Annotated in this window: 15 protein-coding genes; 7 read left to right on the forward strand and 8 right to left on the reverse strand. The window is 72.7% G+C overall.

Annotated features, from left to right (window positions below; all coding sequences use genetic code 11):
• The first annotated feature begins 122 nt into the window (after window positions 1-122).
• The 4 genes from AXW62_RS05840 (at window position 123) to AXW62_RS05855 (ending at window position 4,088) form a co-directional block, all read left to right on the forward strand.
• On the forward strand, window positions 123-890 hold the full coding sequence (locus AXW62_RS05840; RefSeq protein WP_060943548.1) for an IclR family transcriptional regulator: 768 nt from the start codon (window positions 123-125) through the stop codon (window positions 888-890).
• Between the two features lie 43 nt (window positions 891-933).
• Window positions 934-2,439 carry a glycerol kinase GlpK gene (gene glpK / locus AXW62_RS05845; protein WP_060943549.1) on the forward strand — a complete coding sequence of 502 codons (1,506 nt, stop codon included), beginning with the start codon at window positions 934-936 and terminating at the stop codon, window positions 2,437-2,439.
• A 187-nt stretch (window positions 2,440-2,626) separates the two neighbouring features.
• On the forward strand, window positions 2,627-3,028 hold the full coding sequence (locus AXW62_RS05850) for an SseB family protein (RefSeq protein WP_030824849.1): 402 nt from the start codon (window positions 2,627-2,629) through the stop codon (window positions 3,026-3,028).
• Window positions 3,029-3,251: 223 nt separating this feature from the next.
• A complete protein-coding gene (locus tag AXW62_RS05855) occupies window positions 3,252-4,088 on the forward strand; it encodes an undecaprenyl-diphosphate phosphatase (protein WP_060943550.1) in 837 nt (278 codons plus the stop codon).
• A 69-nt stretch (window positions 4,089-4,157) separates the two neighbouring features.
• On the opposite strand, the gene AXW62_RS05860 is transcribed toward AXW62_RS05855, so the two are convergent.
• From AXW62_RS05860 to AXW62_RS43780, 8 genes are all read right to left on the reverse strand, one after another.
• Window positions 4,158-5,051 (reverse strand): oxidoreductase, encoded by an 894-nt coding sequence (locus AXW62_RS05860; protein WP_060943561.1) that lies wholly within the window; start codon window positions 5,049-5,051, stop codon window positions 4,158-4,160.
• 35 nt (window positions 5,052-5,086) lie between these two features.
• On the reverse strand, window positions 5,087-5,962 hold the full coding sequence (locus AXW62_RS05865) for a helix-turn-helix domain-containing protein (RefSeq protein ID WP_060943551.1): 876 nt from the start codon (window positions 5,960-5,962) through the stop codon (window positions 5,087-5,089).
• A gap of 199 nt (window positions 5,963-6,161) precedes the next feature.
• Complete coding sequence (locus tag AXW62_RS05870) at window positions 6,162-7,478, reverse strand: MFS transporter (RefSeq protein WP_214516840.1); 1,317 nt, start codon at window positions 7,476-7,478, stop codon at window positions 6,162-6,164.
• 2 nt (window positions 7,479-7,480) lie between these two features.
• A complete protein-coding gene (locus tag AXW62_RS05875; RefSeq protein WP_079115495.1) occupies window positions 7,481-8,917 on the reverse strand; it encodes an NAD(P)/FAD-dependent oxidoreductase in 1,437 nt (478 codons plus the stop codon).
• Between the two features lie 20 nt (window positions 8,918-8,937).
• On the reverse strand, window positions 8,938-9,528 hold the full coding sequence (locus tag AXW62_RS05880) for a helix-turn-helix domain-containing protein (protein WP_060943552.1): 591 nt from the start codon (window positions 9,526-9,528) through the stop codon (window positions 8,938-8,940).
• Window positions 9,529-9,593: 65 nt separating this feature from the next.
• The gene (locus tag AXW62_RS05885; protein ID WP_060943553.1) at window positions 9,594-9,812 is read right to left on the reverse strand and encodes an SbtR family transcriptional regulator; all 219 of its coding nucleotides are present in this window, start codon (window positions 9,810-9,812) and stop codon (window positions 9,594-9,596) included.
• Window positions 9,809-10,123 carry a hypothetical protein gene (locus AXW62_RS05890; protein WP_060943554.1) on the reverse strand — a complete coding sequence of 105 codons (315 nt, stop codon included), beginning with the start codon at window positions 10,121-10,123 and terminating at the stop codon, window positions 9,809-9,811. The genes AXW62_RS05885 and AXW62_RS05890 overlap by 4 nt, the downstream gene beginning before the upstream one ends.
• A complete protein-coding gene (locus AXW62_RS43780; protein WP_143712877.1) occupies window positions 10,120-10,533 on the reverse strand; it encodes a helix-hairpin-helix domain-containing protein in 414 nt (137 codons plus the stop codon). The genes AXW62_RS05890 and AXW62_RS43780 overlap by 4 nt, the downstream gene beginning before the upstream one ends.
• A gap of 451 nt (window positions 10,534-10,984) precedes the next feature.
• Between AXW62_RS43780 and AXW62_RS05895 the strand changes: the two genes are divergently transcribed.
• The 3 genes from AXW62_RS05895 to AXW62_RS05905 all read left to right on the forward strand — a co-directional run.
• A complete protein-coding gene (locus AXW62_RS05895; protein WP_060943555.1) occupies window positions 10,985-11,518 on the forward strand; it encodes a copper amine oxidase in 534 nt (177 codons plus the stop codon).
• Window positions 11,519-11,562: 44 nt separating this feature from the next.
• On the forward strand, window positions 11,563-12,924 hold the full coding sequence (locus tag AXW62_RS05900) for a serine hydrolase domain-containing protein (protein WP_060943556.1): 1,362 nt from the start codon (window positions 11,563-11,565) through the stop codon (window positions 12,922-12,924).
• Between the two features lie 139 nt (window positions 12,925-13,063).
• Window positions 13,064-14,860, forward strand: a 1,797-nt coding sequence (locus AXW62_RS05905; RefSeq protein ID WP_159060819.1) for a non-ribosomal peptide synthetase, incomplete at its 3' end; no start/stop codon positions are given.

Genomic DNA, 14,860 nt, shown 5'->3' on the forward strand with positions numbered 1-14,860 from the left:
GTCCTGATACGGACGCTATGGGCCACCGCCCCGCAGGGTCAACGAATCCGGGTCGGCATTGCCGAACGTTTCGCGTCGTCGCCGACGGGCTGTGCCCCTGGCCGACGAGCTACGATCGCGTCATGGCCGGCCCGGTGCAGTCCATCGAGCGGGCGGCGGCGATCCTGCGGCTGCTCGCCCAGGGATCCGGACGGCTCAGTCTGGGCGAGGTGGCGGCCTCCCTCGGCCTCGCCAAAGGCACCGCGCACGGCATTCTGCGCACCCTCCAGAGCGTCGACTTCGTCGAACAGGACAGGGCGACGGGGAAGTACCAGCTCGGCGCGGCGCTGCTGCACCTGGGGACCAGCTACCTCGACATCAACGAGCTGCGGTCCCGCTCCATCAACTGGACCGACGCCCTGGCCGCCCGCAGCGGTGAGGCGGTCCGCCTCGGCGTGCCCCTGGAGGGCAAGGTCCTCATCGTCCACCACGTCTTCCGGCCCGATGACACCTTCCAGACCCTGGACGTGGGCTCGCTGCTGCCCCTGCACGCCAGCGCACTGGGCAAGATCCTGCTGGCGTTCGGGGCGACTCCCCTGGAGCCGCTCATGGACCCCGAACCGGAGAGCTACACCCGGCACACGCTCGTCTCCCGCCAGCAGCTGAACCGGGCGCTGAGCGAGATCCGCGAGGCCGGCTGGGCGGCCGCGGTCCAGGAAATGATGATCGGCGAGGCGGACATCGCGGCGCCGGTCCGCGGCCAGGGCGGCCTGGTGGTGGGCGCCGTCGGCATCTCCGGCGCCGTGGACCGCCTCTGCGACAGCAGGGGACGGCCCCAGGCTCCCCTCGTCGGACTGACCCGCGACGCCGCCCGGGCGATCTCCCGCGACCTCGGCGCGGCCCGCTGGTGACGCCCCATGCCCTGCTCGTACGCCCCCGAAGGCAGGCCAGACCATGGTTGAACGCTATGTGATCTCCATCGACCAGGGCACCCTGTCCACCCGGTGCATCCTCTTCGACCAGCAGGGACGGCTGGTATCGGTCGCCCAGCGGGAACACGAGCAGTACTACGCCAAACCCGGCTGGGCGGAACACGACCCCACCGAGATCTGGTCCCATCTGCGCCGTACCGTCGTCCCCCGGGCCCTGGAGGGCGCGGGCGTCGGACCCGACCGGATCACGGCGATCGGCATCGCCAATCAGCGCGAGACCACCGTGGTGTGGGACCGCCGCACCGGCGTACCCGTATGCCACGCCATCACCTGGCAGGACACCCGCACCAGCGGTTATGTCGAGCGGCTGCGGCGGACCACCGGCGACGACTTCTTCCTCGAACGCTGCGGGCTGTCCCCCACGACCTACTTCTCCGCGCCCCGGCTGCGCTGGCTGTTCGACCACGTCGAGGGCCTGCGCGCACGCGCGGAACGCGGGGAGGTGCTCTTCGGCACGATGGAGAGCTGGCTGATCTGGAACCTCACCGGAGGGCCCGACGGCGGACTGCACCTCACCGACGCCACCAATGCCAGCCGCACCATGCTCATGAACATCCGCACCCTGACCTGGGACGACGAACTGCTGGCCTACTTCGATGTGCCCCGGGCGATGCTGCCGGAGATCCGCCCCTCCGCCGAGTGCTACGGCATGGCCCGCGCCCCGCTGCCCGACGTCCCGATCTGCGCCGCCCTCGGCGACCAGCAGGCGGCGCTGTTCGGTCAGACCTGTTTCGCCTGCGGCGAGGCCAAGTGCACCTACGGCACCGGCAGCTTCCTCCTGCTCAACACCGGCACCGAGCTGGTACGGTCCCGGCACGGCCTGCTCACCACGGTGGGCTACCAGATCGGCGACGAACCCGCGGTCTACGCCCTGGAGGGCCCGATCGCCGTCACCGGCTCACTGGTGCAGTGGTTCCGCGACCGCCTGGGGATGATCCACAGCGCCCCCGAGATAGAGACCCTCGCCCGCGGCGTCGAGGACAACGGCGGCTGCTACATCGTCCCCGCCTTCTCCGGCCTGTTCGCCCCGCACTGGCGCAGCGACGCCCGCGGCGTGATCGTCGGACTCACCTCGTACATCACCAGGGGACATCTGGCCCGCGCCGTCCTGGAGGCCACCGGCTGGCAGACCCGGGAAGTGGTCGACGCCATGAACGCCGACTCGCCCCGGCCGCTGCGCCAGCTGAAGGTGGACGGCGGAATGACGTCCAACAATCTGCTGATGCAGTTCCTCGCCGATGTCCTGGACGTGCCCGTGGTGCGCCCCATGGTCTCCGAGACCGTCTCCCTCGGCGCCGCCTACGCCGCCGGGCTCGTCTCCGGCTACTGGCCGGACCTGGAGGGACTGCGCCGCAACTGGCACCGGGCCGCCCAGTGGATGCCTACGATGGACCCCGCGCGGCGGGAGGCGGAGTACGAGAACTGGCGGCGGGCGGTCGAGAGGTCGCTGGGCTGGGCCAGGCCCTAGCCGAGGCCGGGGCCCCTACGGGCGTTCGCGGCAAGGCGGGCGCGGAGACCCCGCGGAAGAATCGGCTCCGGCCGGGATGTGTGAGCTCCATGAGGCGGGGTATTCGAGCCAGCCGCGGCTGTTCGAACGAGCCGCTCCGGGACCCAGAAACCCATGAAGACCCACACCCCGATCCATGGACGGAATCATGACCAGCCCTTCCGATGAAAGCGTCTCCGCCACCCAGCAGGCCCTCGGTGAGCTGGCGGCCGACCGGGCGGACGAGACGGCGCTGAACACCCTTGCCAACAGTGAGGTCGTGCTCCCCTCCGCCGAGACCGGCGAGGAGCCGGACCCGCAGGCCGTGACCCTGCCCGTGTTCCAGCAGGAGGACGGCGCGCAACTGGTACCGGTCTTCACCACTCCGGCCCGGATGCACCAGGCCCTGCCCCAGATCGAGCGGTACCACCTGGTGCCGCTGGGCGCGCTGGCCCAGGGATGGCCCTCCGAAGAGCTCTCGCTGACCATCGACGCGGGTGCCCCGGAGGCCGTCACCCTCTCGGCCAACGGCGTACGGACCCTGCTCAGCGGCTCCGGTCCGGCCGCCTGATCCGCCACACCCGCCCGGCGGTCCGTGCCCCTCCCCCGTACGGGCACGGACCGCTCCCGGCGCAACGGGCACGGACCCGTTCCCGGCGCGGCGGACGTTTTCGAGCGCGCCGGGGCGCGACCACCCTCCCGTGGCGGCCCCGCTGATTGGTCGTCCCGCCTCCGTCGTCTACAGTCGCGTAGACCTTCACTGGTGGGGGAGAGACACCGGCGGGACGGACCACGTGAGCGCGATCAGCATCGGACAGGCCGTCGTCCTCGGCGTCGTGGAGGGGGTCACCGAGTTCCTCCCGGTCTCCTCCACCGGCCACCTCAAGATCGCTGAGGGGCTGATGGACATCCCGGTGGACGACCGGTCCGTCGTCGCCTTCACCGCGGTGATCCAGGTCGGCGCCATCGCCGCCGTCCTGCTGTACTTCTCCCGCGACATCGTCCGCTACCTCACCGCGTGGGGGCGCGGGCTGGCCGACCGCGAGCAGCGGTACCACCACGACTACAGGTTCACCTGGTGGGTGATCTGCGCCACGCTCCCCGTCGTGCTCGTGGGCCTCGCGGCCAAACCCCTGATCGAGGGCCCGCTCGCCTCCCTGTGGGTGGTGGCCGCCTCGCTGATCGTGGGCAGCGGGCTGATGTGGGCCGCCGACCGGGCGGGCCGCCACAAGCGCGGCGAGGACGACACCGGGTTCCGGGACGCGATGCTGGTCGGCTGCGCGCAGATCCTCGCCCTGCTCTTCCCCGGCTTCTCCCGCTCGGGCGCCACGATCTCCACCGGTCTCCTCCTCGACCTGGACCGCGTGGCCGCCACCCGGCTCTCCTTCTTCCTCGGCATCCCGTCACTGACCGGCGCGGGGCTGTACGAGCTGAAGGACGCCACCGGCGGTGGTGTGAGCGCGGTGCCGCTCGCGGTGGGCACGGTGGTGTCCTTCGCCGTGGCCTACGCCTCCATCGCCTGGCTGCTGAAGTTCGTCGCGGGGCATTCGTTCAACGCCTTCGTGATCTACCGGATCGCCATCGGCGCGGCGCTGTTCGGGCTGCTCGGCGCGGGCGTCCTCAACGCCTGAGCGCGACGGCCGGGGGTGGCCGCGCGGTCCGCGGCCGTCTCTCAGGGCATGGCACCGGGTAGTCGGCTCTCAGGACGTGGTCACCGGGTAGTCGGCGCCGAGGGTGACGTCCCGCCACGCGTCGAAGGTGGCCCGGAGGGAGTCCAGCCTGGCCCGGGCGATGTCGTAGGCGGCCTTGCCCAGCAGCAGCCGCAGCGGCGGTTCCGCCGCCTCCACCGCGCCGATGATGGCCTCGCTCGCCCGGACCGGGTCCCCGGGCTGCCGGCCGTAGGTGGCGAGGGTGCCGGTGCGCCGGGCGCCCGCGGTCTCGGCGTAGTCGTCAATGGTGACGGCGGACTGCCGCATGGAGGGGCCGGACCAGTTGGTGCGGAAGGCGGCGGGCTCGACGATGGTCACCTTGATGCCCAGCGGGGCCACCTCGGCGGCGAGCGATTCGGACAGGCCCTCCACGGCGAACTTGGTGGCGTGGTAGTAGCCGGTGGCGCCGAAGGCGGCCAGCCCGCCGAGGGAGGAGATGTTCACGATGTGGCCGGAGCGGCGGGCCCGCATGCCCGGCAGCACCGCCCGGGTGACGTCCACCAGGCCGAACACATTGGTGCCGAACAGGGCCCGGACCTCCTCGTCCTCACCCTCCTCGAGAGCGGCCAGGTAGCCGTAGCCCGCGTTGTTGACCAGCACGTCGATGCGGCCGAACGCGGTTTCCGCCTCCTTCACCGCCTCCGCCACCTGGTTCTTGTCGGTGACGTCGAGCGCCAGGGCCAGCGCCCGGTCCCCGCGCCCGGCGACGACGTCGGCCACCTGCTCGGGGTCGCGGGCGGTGACCACCGCGCGGTGGCCGTGGTCGAGGACGGCGGTGGCGAGCGCCCGGCCCAGACCGGTGGAGCAGCCGGTGATGAACCAGACGGTCGTGTCGGTGGTGTCGGTGCCGGTGGTGTCGGTGGTGTCGCGGACGGTGGTGTCCATGACCGCCGGGTCGTTGGCGGCCGGGTTGTCGGAAGTCACGTGGACGTGCCCTTCTTCGTGGTACGAGCGGGTTCGTGGGGCGCCTCCACCGCCTCGGCGGCGAGGCTGCCCAGCAGGGACAGCGCCTGTTCGGACGGGCTGCCCGGTTCGGCCTGGTAGACCACGAGCTGCTGACCGGGGGCGCTGTTCACGGTCAGCGCCTCGTAGTCCAGCGTCAGCTCCCCCACCAGCCGGTGCCGGAAGCGCTTGGTCTCATGGGTCTTCTGACGGATGTCGTGGCGGGCCCACAGCCGCCGGAACGTCTCGCTCTTCAGCGACAGCTCGCCGACGACCGCGATCAGTTCGGGGTCCTCCTCGTCGAGCCCGACCGCCGCGCGCAGCCCGGCGACGGTGTTGGCCGCCACCCGTTCCCAGTCGGGGTAGAACTCCCGCGCGTCCGGGTCGAGGAAGACCAGCCGCACCAGATCCCGGCTGTGGGTGTGCCCGTCGAACAGGGCCCCGCCCAGGGTGTTGTGGGCCAGTACGGTCAGACAGCGTCCCAGGACGACGGCCGGGGTCCGCGGCCAGCCCTCCATCATCCGCAGCAGGGTCGGGCTCACCCGCTCCCGCCGCGCGGCCGGGCGGCGCCGACCGGGGGCCGGACGGGCCAGCCGGTGCAGATGGGCCACCGCGTCCTCCTCCAGCACCAGCGCCCGCGCCAGCGCATCGACCACCTGTGCCGAGGGATGCCGTTCCCGGCCCTGCTCCAGCCGTACGTAGTAGTCGGTGCTGACCCCCGCCAGCAGGGCGACCTCCTCGCGGCGCAGACCGGCCACCCGGCGCCGGGCGCCGGGCAGGATGCCGACGTCCTCGGGCCGGACCAGCTCCCGGCGGGCGCGCAGAAAACGTCCCAGAGGGTTCTCGCTGTCCATGGAGCCGAGCCTAGGCGGAAAGAGGCGCCGCCCGGCCCCCGTAAGGTGGCTGCGTTACTCCCAGGCTGAGGCCGGGGCCATGCGCGGGAGGGCCGGGGAGGAGGGGCGGGACGGCCGAGCGGAGCCGAACGGGAGCGAACGGAACGCGGGGGACGGGCGGCGGGGGACGGGCGGGGGCGCGGGGTCGGCCAGGGCCGGATCACGCCGTCCGCGAGCGGCGCAGCAGTGCCAGGGAACAGGTCAGGGACACCGCCACCAGCGCCATCTGGTAGATCACGACCGGCACGATGGAGCCGCCGGCCCACCGCAGCAGCCACTCGCCGACCAGGGGCGCCGTACCGCCGATGAGCGCCGAACACAGCTGGTAGGAGAGGGAGATACCGGTGTAGCGCACGGAGACCGGGAAGGCGGCGGCGAGCAGTCCGGCCAGGATCGCGTAGTTCATCGCGCCGGTGATGCCCACCAGGCAGATGCCGATGCCCACGACGACCGGCTGGGCCGTCGAGACACAGGCGTACATCACCGGTACCAGCAGGAAGTTGAGCCCCAGCAGGGCGGTCACGGTACGGCCCGGTCCGAAGCGGCCGGCCAGCACCACCCCGAAGGGCTGGGTGAAGAACTGGAAGACGCTGTAGACGAGCAGCACGTTCAGCATGGTGGAGCGCTCCATGCCGAGGCTGCCGGTGGACCAGGACAGGACGAAGGTGGTGATGAAGTAGGTGGCGGCGATGCCGATGGAGCTGGCGAGGACCCCGAGGGCGAGGGATCCGGGGTGGCGGGTGACCAGTTCCCGCAGCGGGACCCTCGCGACCCGCTTCTCCTCGCGCAGCCGGGCGAACTCCGGGGACTCCTCGACCTTGAGCCGCACCACGAGGCCGATGACCACCATGACCGCGGAGAAGAGGAACGGGACGCGCCAGCCCCAGGCGTCGAAGTCGTCGTCCGGCAACTGGGTGAGCAGGGCGAACATGCCGGTGGCCAGGATCGATCCGGCGGGTGAGCCCTGTTGGGCGAAGGCGCCGAACGACAGCGCCTTCGCCTTGGGCGCGTGTTCGCTGGCGATGAGAACGGCACCGCCCCATTCGCCGCCGACCGCGATGCCCTGCACCATGCGCAGCAGCACCAGGGCGGTGGGCGCGGCGACGCCCACCTGGTCGTAGCCGGGGAGCAGCCCGATCAGGGTGGTCGCGATGCCCATCATCAGCAACGTGGTGACCAGGGTCTTCTTCCGGCCGATCCGGTCGCCGAGGTGGCCGAAGACGATACCGCCGATCGGCCGGGCGAGGAATCCGAGCCACAGGCTGCCGAACGCCTCCAGCGCGCCGGTGGTGCCACCACCGGCGCCGAAGAAGACCTTGCCGAGGATCAGCGCGGAGGCGGTGGAGTAGATGTAGAAGTCGTACCACTCGACGGTGGTGCCGATGAAGGAGGCGAGACCCGCCCTGCGGGCGGTCCGGTCGCGGTCGGTGGCCCGCGCCCGGTCGGTGGCCATGACGGGGGCGTTGGGGTTGCTCATGGTCAGCGTCCAGATATGCGATCGGCGAGACGGGCGATGGGAGAGGTGGTGGTGCGGCCGGAGGACTCCGAGCGGTCGGCGGCGCGGTAGGCGGCGTACATGCCGTGCACGCCGATCCACCGGAACGGTTCGGGCTCCCACCGGCGGGTGCGGTGCCCGACCCAGGGCAGTGCGGTCAGCGCGGTGGACCGGCCGAGCAGCAGATCGCTCAGGGTGCGTCCGGCGAGGTTGGTGGCGGCCACGCCGTGGCCCACGTATCCGCCGGCGGAGCCGAGCCCGGTGGCCGGGTCGTAGGTGATGGAGGCGCACCAGTCGCGGGGCACGGCCAGCACCCCCGACCAGGTGTGGTCGATGGCGGCCTCGGCGGTGTCCGGGAAGAGGCCGGTGAGGATCCGCCGCAGGGCGCGCACGGTCTCCGGGCTGGTCTGCCCGGCCCGGTCGGTGCGGGAGCCGAACTTGTAGGGCACGCCGCGGCCGCCGATGGCGATCCGGCCGTCCGCGGTGCGCTGTCCGTAGGTGTACGCGTGGGTGGCGTCGCTGAGGAGTTCCTGCCCCTCCCAGCCGAGGCGCTTCCACAGTTCGTCCGGGAGCGGCTGGGTGACGATCATCGAGGAGTTCATCGGCAGCCAGGTGCGCCGCTCGCCCTCGATTCCGCTGGTGAAGCCCTCGGTGGCGCGGACGATCCGGCCCGCGCGGATGGTGCCGAACGGTGTGTCGACCCGCCCTGGCGCGATGGCGGTGACGGGGGTGGACTCCAGGAGCCGCACGCCCTTCGCCTCCACCGCGCGGGCCAGACCGCGCACCAGCTTGGCCGGGTGGACCCGGGCGCAGTGCGGATTGTGGTAGGCGGCCAGCGCCCCGTCCAGGCGCAGCCGCTCGGCGAGCCGGGGCGCGCTCAGCCACTCCAGGTCCTGCCCGCCCCAGTGCCGCAGATGGTCGTAGGCGGCCCGCAGCCGGGGCAGTTGGGCCGCGCTGTGGGCGACGGTGAGATAGCCGTTCTTGACGATGTCGGCCTCGATGCCCTCGGTGCGGGCCACCGAGATCACCTCGTCCACGGTGTGGATCATCTCGCGCTGGAGGGCGATCACGGCATCGCGCCCGCGTCTTTTCGCATAGGTCGCGGCCGATCCGGCGATCTTGCAGCTGAGCCATCCGGCGTTCCGGCCCGAGGCGCCGAATCCGGCGAACTCCCGCTCCACGACGGTGATGTCGAGGTCGGGGGCGGCCTGTTTGAGGTAGTACGCGGTCCACAGCCCGGTGAAGCCCGCGCCCACGACGCACACGTCGGTGGCGAGGTCGCCGTCGAGCGGCGGACGCCGTTCGGGGAAGCCGGTCTGGCGGTACCAGAAGGACACGTTTCCGTTCAGCACTGGTGCACTCAGCCAATCGTGGTTGCGCGACCGCTGGTCGGGCGGCCTGGGTGGCCCCGGTTTCGTCATCGTTGGAGCGGGTGGCGGGGTCAGTAGCTGGGTGGGCTGATCACCCACAGCACCCGGGCAGCGGCCCCGGCGGTCTCGCTCAGCCGGTGCGGGACGGCGGAGGAGTAGCGGATGCTGTCACCGGCCCCGAGGGTGAAGGAACGCTCGCCGAGCCGGAGTACGACCGTGCCCTGGAGCACGTACAGGAACTCCTCGGAGTCGCCGTGGCTGTAGAGGGCTTCCCCGGTGGAGCCTCCGGCGTCGAACTCGCCCAGGAACACCTCGAGATGGTGCTGCGGTCCCGGGGTCAGCCGGAACTTGCGCCCGCCGAGCACTCCGAGGGCGAGCCGGGGCGCCTCCTCGGCGCGCAGCACGCTCGGACCGCTGGTGAAGTCGTCGCCGAACAGGTCGGCCACCTTCAGCCCGAGCGCGGCGGCGGTCTGCTGGAGGGTGGCGATGCTCGGATTGGCCTGCCCGCGCTCTATCTGGCTCAGATAGCCCTCACTGATCCCGGCGGCCTCGGCGACGGTCCGCAGGGTCAGCCGGCGCGCCTTGCGCAGCGCACGCAGCCGGTCGCCTACGGACTCGTCGCCGGAGTCGGCGGCCCGGTCCGTGGGGTCGTCGTGGTTCATGGCCGGACACGCTAGAGAGCACTGGGCGTGTGGCACAAGAGTCTGAACTGAAAACTCAGATTTCTTTACTGACGGCGGACCCCGGTGCTCAGCCCGTCCAGGGTGAGGTCGAGGAGCCGGTCGGGCTGTTCCCGCTGTTCGGGCTGTCCCGAGGCGAGGGCGATGCCGGTGAGCGCGGCGAACAGGTCGGTCGCGCCGATGTCCGACCGGAAGCCGGCCGGTGTCGACGTCGGCGAGATCGTGGTCCGCCCCACCGCGCAGAGCTGATCCCCGCCGGAGGTCAACTCCCGGGCGTGCGGCCGGTGTCCAGCAGCGCGGCGTGGACGGCCGCGGTGAGCACCACGGCCGCGAGTGTCCACGAGATCCAGTCGCCCGGGTCGGGCAGCCACTGCCGGCCGAGCGCGATCGGATAGATGACCGCCGCGTATCCGGCCGGTACGGTGCGCGGCACCCTCCCCTTCCGGGCGGCGAAGAGGAACAGCAGCGGCGCCAGCAGCCCGGCGGAGAACACCACTCCCGTCACCCATAGCGCCCGGTGCCGCCGGCCGCGGTACAGCACGGACGGCGCGGATGCCCCGGCGGGATATTCCTTCACGATCGCCTCTCGGTCGGTGCGGAGTGCAGACGGTTGAGTGCGTGATGTGCGCTCACGGCGCCGATGCCGTCCAGTTCCCGAAGCTGGCGCACGGAGAAACTGGACAGGAGTTCGAGATTATCGATACCGGCCCTGAGCAATGCATTGGCCAAACGATGTCCGATTCTGTCGTGCCCGAGGGCGTCGAAGAGTTCACCGCCCTCGCAGGAACCGCAGCGGCGCCCGGGAACTCGCGGCGCCTTTTCCCGGGCGCCGCAGGCACCGCACATATCGATCACACGGCCGTCCCATCGCGTCCGTGACCAGCTCATTCCGACGATGGATTCACGGAGCGCGCCCACGCTGTAGGCCGCGGAGGAGGAATGAGTGGCGCCACAGATGTCACAGCGAATGCTGATCGAATGGCTCATGTGAGCATGATGACAGAGAGGCTCCCGACAAACCTTCCGCGCCAACGCTTTGCGGCCGCTCACCCGTCCGCCCGGCACATGCGTTTCTCACAGCCGCTTGATGACAAATGCGACTGTTATGGCGCCCGGAGTGGTGAAAGCGTGAAGCACCAGTGGACAGCGATGAGTCCGGGGGTGTCCGCGCGAGCCGTCGTCAGCGGCTTGCATCCCGTCGACGGTGTCGATGAGAGCGGGAAAGGCAGGAGCGACGATTCGGGATCCGGCCGAGTGCTGTCGCCCCGCGCCCCACCGGGCTCATGTGATCGACAACGGAAACGGCTGGGTGATGAGAGACAACGCCACGGATACGGGTGCGGCCGGTACGAGGGGACGCCGTCACCGTCGATGGCGCCTGCCCGCGGCCCTGGGTCCGACGGCGGTGCCGGCGGGGGGCGGAACCACCGCCCTCCGGGTGGCCGGATCGTCCGCGCCCGGCGCCCCCGAGCCCGCGGCCGCCGTCGCCCCGCACTCCGGCCGGCTGACGTCCGAGGAGTCGCGCGAGGCGTCCCGGATCGCCCTCGACGCCGCCGCCCGGCCAGGGACCGCGTCCGCGCGGGGCGGCCAGGACACCCACAAGGGCACCGGGAGCGGGGAGCGGAACGCCACCGCCGAGCACACCGGCGGCCACGCCAGGTCAGGGGAGATCGGCGACCACGGGAGCGACCCGTACCGGGGGCCGCGCGGGACCGAGGAGTCCACCCACCACGACTGTTGCGTCACGCCGTACCGGGAGTGCGAGCGGCCGGCCTCCGGCAGCACCGCCCCGGACCGCGCCACCTCGGTGGGCACCTGCCCCCACGGCGAGCGGCTCACCGATCCGGTCGCCTGGATCGGCGTCGGCTTCCCTCACGTGCCCCGGGACGAGGACCAGGACCCCATGCCCACCCACGGGCAGGGCTTCACGATCGTGCCCCGCGATGGCACGGCCGCCAGTCAGCTGTCATGACCCGGCCCCTGCCATCCGTCCCCTCCCCCGGCAAGGAGTGCACCGTGCTGGAACCGACCCCGCTGCCGTCCGGCGAGGAGCGGTCGAAGATACGCCGCGTCCTGCAGGACCGTCTGACCGCCCTGGCCCGCGCCCATCAGGTGCCCGGGGCCCAACTCGCCGTGCACAGCGGGGAGACGACGCTCGCCGTGGAGACCGGCGTCCTGGACGCGGACACCGGCGAGCCGTTCACCGCCGACACGGCCGTGCCGATCGGCTCCGTCACCAAGGCGTACACCGCGACCGTGGTGATGCTCCTGGTCGCCGACGGCGATGTGGAGCTGGACGACCGGCTCGACGAGCACGTGCCCGAGCTGCGGCGGGCCGGTCCGCCGTGCACGGTGCGCCAGGTGCTCAGCCACACCGCGGGGCTCCCGTCCGGGCCCGCCTCCGACCAGGTGGCCTCGGTGACCGCCGCGCGCTATCTGCTGGACCACTGCACCGACCGCACCCTGGTGATGCCGCCGGGCACGGACTTCTCCTACTCCAACGCGGGCTATGTCGCGGCGGGCCGGCTGATCGAGGCGGTCACCGGGATGAGCTGGCCGGAGGCCGTGGCGTCCGTCCTGCTCGTTCCGCTGGGCACCGTACCGTCCTTCATCGGCGGGGCCGGCGCCCCGCACCGGCCCGTCGCGTCCGGCCACTCGGCCAACAAGGCCACCGGCAGGACCAGGCCGGTACGGCAGAACCTCGCCCCCGCCGAGGCCGCGGCCGGTGGCCTGAGGGCCAGCGCCCTCGATCTGCTCGCCCTGGGCCGGGCCCATCTGGGCGACGGCCCACCGGGGTCGCTGCCCCGCGACCTCGCGCGGCAGATGCGCCGCCCCGTGCCCGGTGCCGACCCCGGTGTGCTGGCCGACGGCTGGGGGCTGGGGTGGGCGCTGTTCCGGTGCGGCGACACGCTGTGGTTCGGGCACGACGGCAACGCCCAGGGCACCTCCTGCTCCCTGCGCGCCGATCCCGCCACCGGCACCGTGGTCGCCTTCACCGCCAACGCGGGCAGCGGCACCGAACTGTGGCACGAACTGTCCGGCGCCCTCGAGGAGATCACCGGCATCCGGGTGCCCACCGCCCCCGCCCCGCGGCGCCCGGCCACCCCCATGGCCGCGACCTCGCAGTGCACCGGGGTGTATCTCAATGGCGACATCGAGTACCAGGTGACCCTGAGCGACGGCGGTGGCCTCGCCCTGTCCGTGGACGGCGACCTGCCCGCACCGCTGGTCTGTCACGAGGACCTCACCTGCGATCTGGTGGACCCGTCCTCCGGACGCCGAATCCCCGGCGGACGCTTCGTCCGCGATCCCCGGACCGGCGCCGTCGACCGGATTCAGCTCTCGGGCCGGATGGCCCGGAAAAGCGCCCTGGTCTGAGGGGCCCGCCGCCCACGCGCCCGGCCGTCTCCCCACGTCTCCCCCGCCGGGTGCGGGGCGCCCCGGCGCGCGCCGCCCGGCAGGCCCGAGCCCCCCGCACATCCGCCCGTTCAACCGCTCCGAAGGGCCGCGAACCACCATGACCGACCACGACCAGACCTCATCCGGTGCGGCGTCCGCGCCCCAGGACGCCCCGGACCAGCCCCCGGCCGCGGGATACGCCACGGACCGCGCCGTATCCCGCGCACCGCTCGGCGAGCTGTTCGCCGCGTGGGCGCGGCGCACCCCCGAGGCGCCCGCCCTGCTGGCGGACGGCCATGAGTGGTCCTTCGGCGAGGTCGAGCGCTGGGTCAACCGGCTGGCCCACCACCTCATCGGACAGGGCGTGGGACCGGAGCGGGTGGTCGCCCTGGTCCTGCCCCGCTCGGCCGAACTGGTGGTGGCCGAGCTGGCGGTGGCGAAGGCCGGCGGGGCGTACCTCCCGATCGACCCCGCCCACCCCGAGGAGCGCCGCGCCATGATGCTGGCCGACGCCCGGCCGGTGGCCGTGCTGGACGACCCGGAACGGATCCGGCGGGCGCGGGCCGGGACGGGCCCCGATCACGCGCCCGGCGACGCGGACCGGCTCGGCCCGCTGCTCCCCGAGCACCCCGCGTACGTCATCTACACCTCCGGGTCCACGGGTGTGCCCAAGGGCGTGCTGGTGCCGCACGCCGGGCTGGGCACCTTCTCGGACGCGGCCACCGCCCACTACCGGGTCCGGCCGGGCGACCGGGTGCTGCAGTTCTCCTCGCCGAGTTTCGACGCCTCCGTCCTGGAGCTGTGCTCCTCCCTGCTCGCCGGGGCGGCGCTGGTGGTGCCCCCGGAGGGCCCGCTGCTGGGCGCCGAGCTGGCCTCGGTCCTGCGGGAGAGGCGGGTGACCCACGCCCTGATCCCCCCGGCGGCGCTGGCCACCGTGCCCCCGGAGGAACTCCACGACGGGCTGCCCGGCTTGCGCACCCTGATCGTGGGCGCGGAAGCCTGCCCCGCCGATCTGGTGGACCTGTGGGCGCCGGGCCGGCGGCTGGTCAACTCCTACGGCCCGACGGAGGCCACGGTCGTGGCCACCTGGACGGACGCCCTCGCGGCGGGCTCCGGCGCCCCGCCGATCGGCCGTCCGATCCCCCACACCCGGGTTTTCGTCCTGGACGACGCGGCGCGGCCGGTGCCGGCGGGCGCCACCGGAGAGCTGTGGATCAGCGGCGCCGGTGTGGCCCGCGGCTATCTCGGCCGGCCGGGGCTGACCGCCGAGCGCTTCACCGCCTGCCCCTTCGGCCCGCCCGGCTCCCGGATGTACCGCACCGGTGATCTGGTCCGCTGGACCGCCGGCGGTGAGCTGGAGTTCCTCGGCCGGGCCGACCACCAGGTGAAGATACGCGGCTTCCGCGTCGAACTGGGCGAGGTGGAGGCGGCGTTGGTCCGCCACCCCCGGGTGGGCGCCGCCGTCGTCACCGTACGGGAGGACGAGCCCGGCCGGAAGCGGCTGGTCGCCTATGTGGTGCCGCCGAGCGGGGGGACCCCGCCCGGGGCCGCGGAGGTGCGGGCCGCGGCGGCCCGGGTGTTACCGGCGCACATGGTGCCGTCCGCGTACGTGGTGCTGGACGCGTTCCCCCTCACCCCGCACCGCAAGATCGACCGGCAGGCGCTGCCCGCCCCGCGGTCCGCGCCGGACGGCGACACCCGCCGGGTCGCCCCGCGCACCCCGGCCGAGGCGGCGCTGGCCCGGATCTGGTCCGAGGTGCTGCCGGTGGACGCGGTGGGCGTGGAGGACGACTTCCTGGGCCTGGGCGGCGACTCCGTTCTCGGGGTGCGGCTGCTCACCCGGGTCCGCGCCGAGCTGGGCGTGGAGCTCTCGCTGCGCGACCTGCTCGACGCCGGGACGGTGGCGCGGCTGGCC

This window comes from Streptomyces hygroscopicus subsp. hygroscopicus (assembly GCF_001553455.1).
Lineage (GTDB): Bacteria > Actinomycetota > Actinomycetes > Streptomycetales > Streptomycetaceae > Streptomyces > Streptomyces hygroscopicus.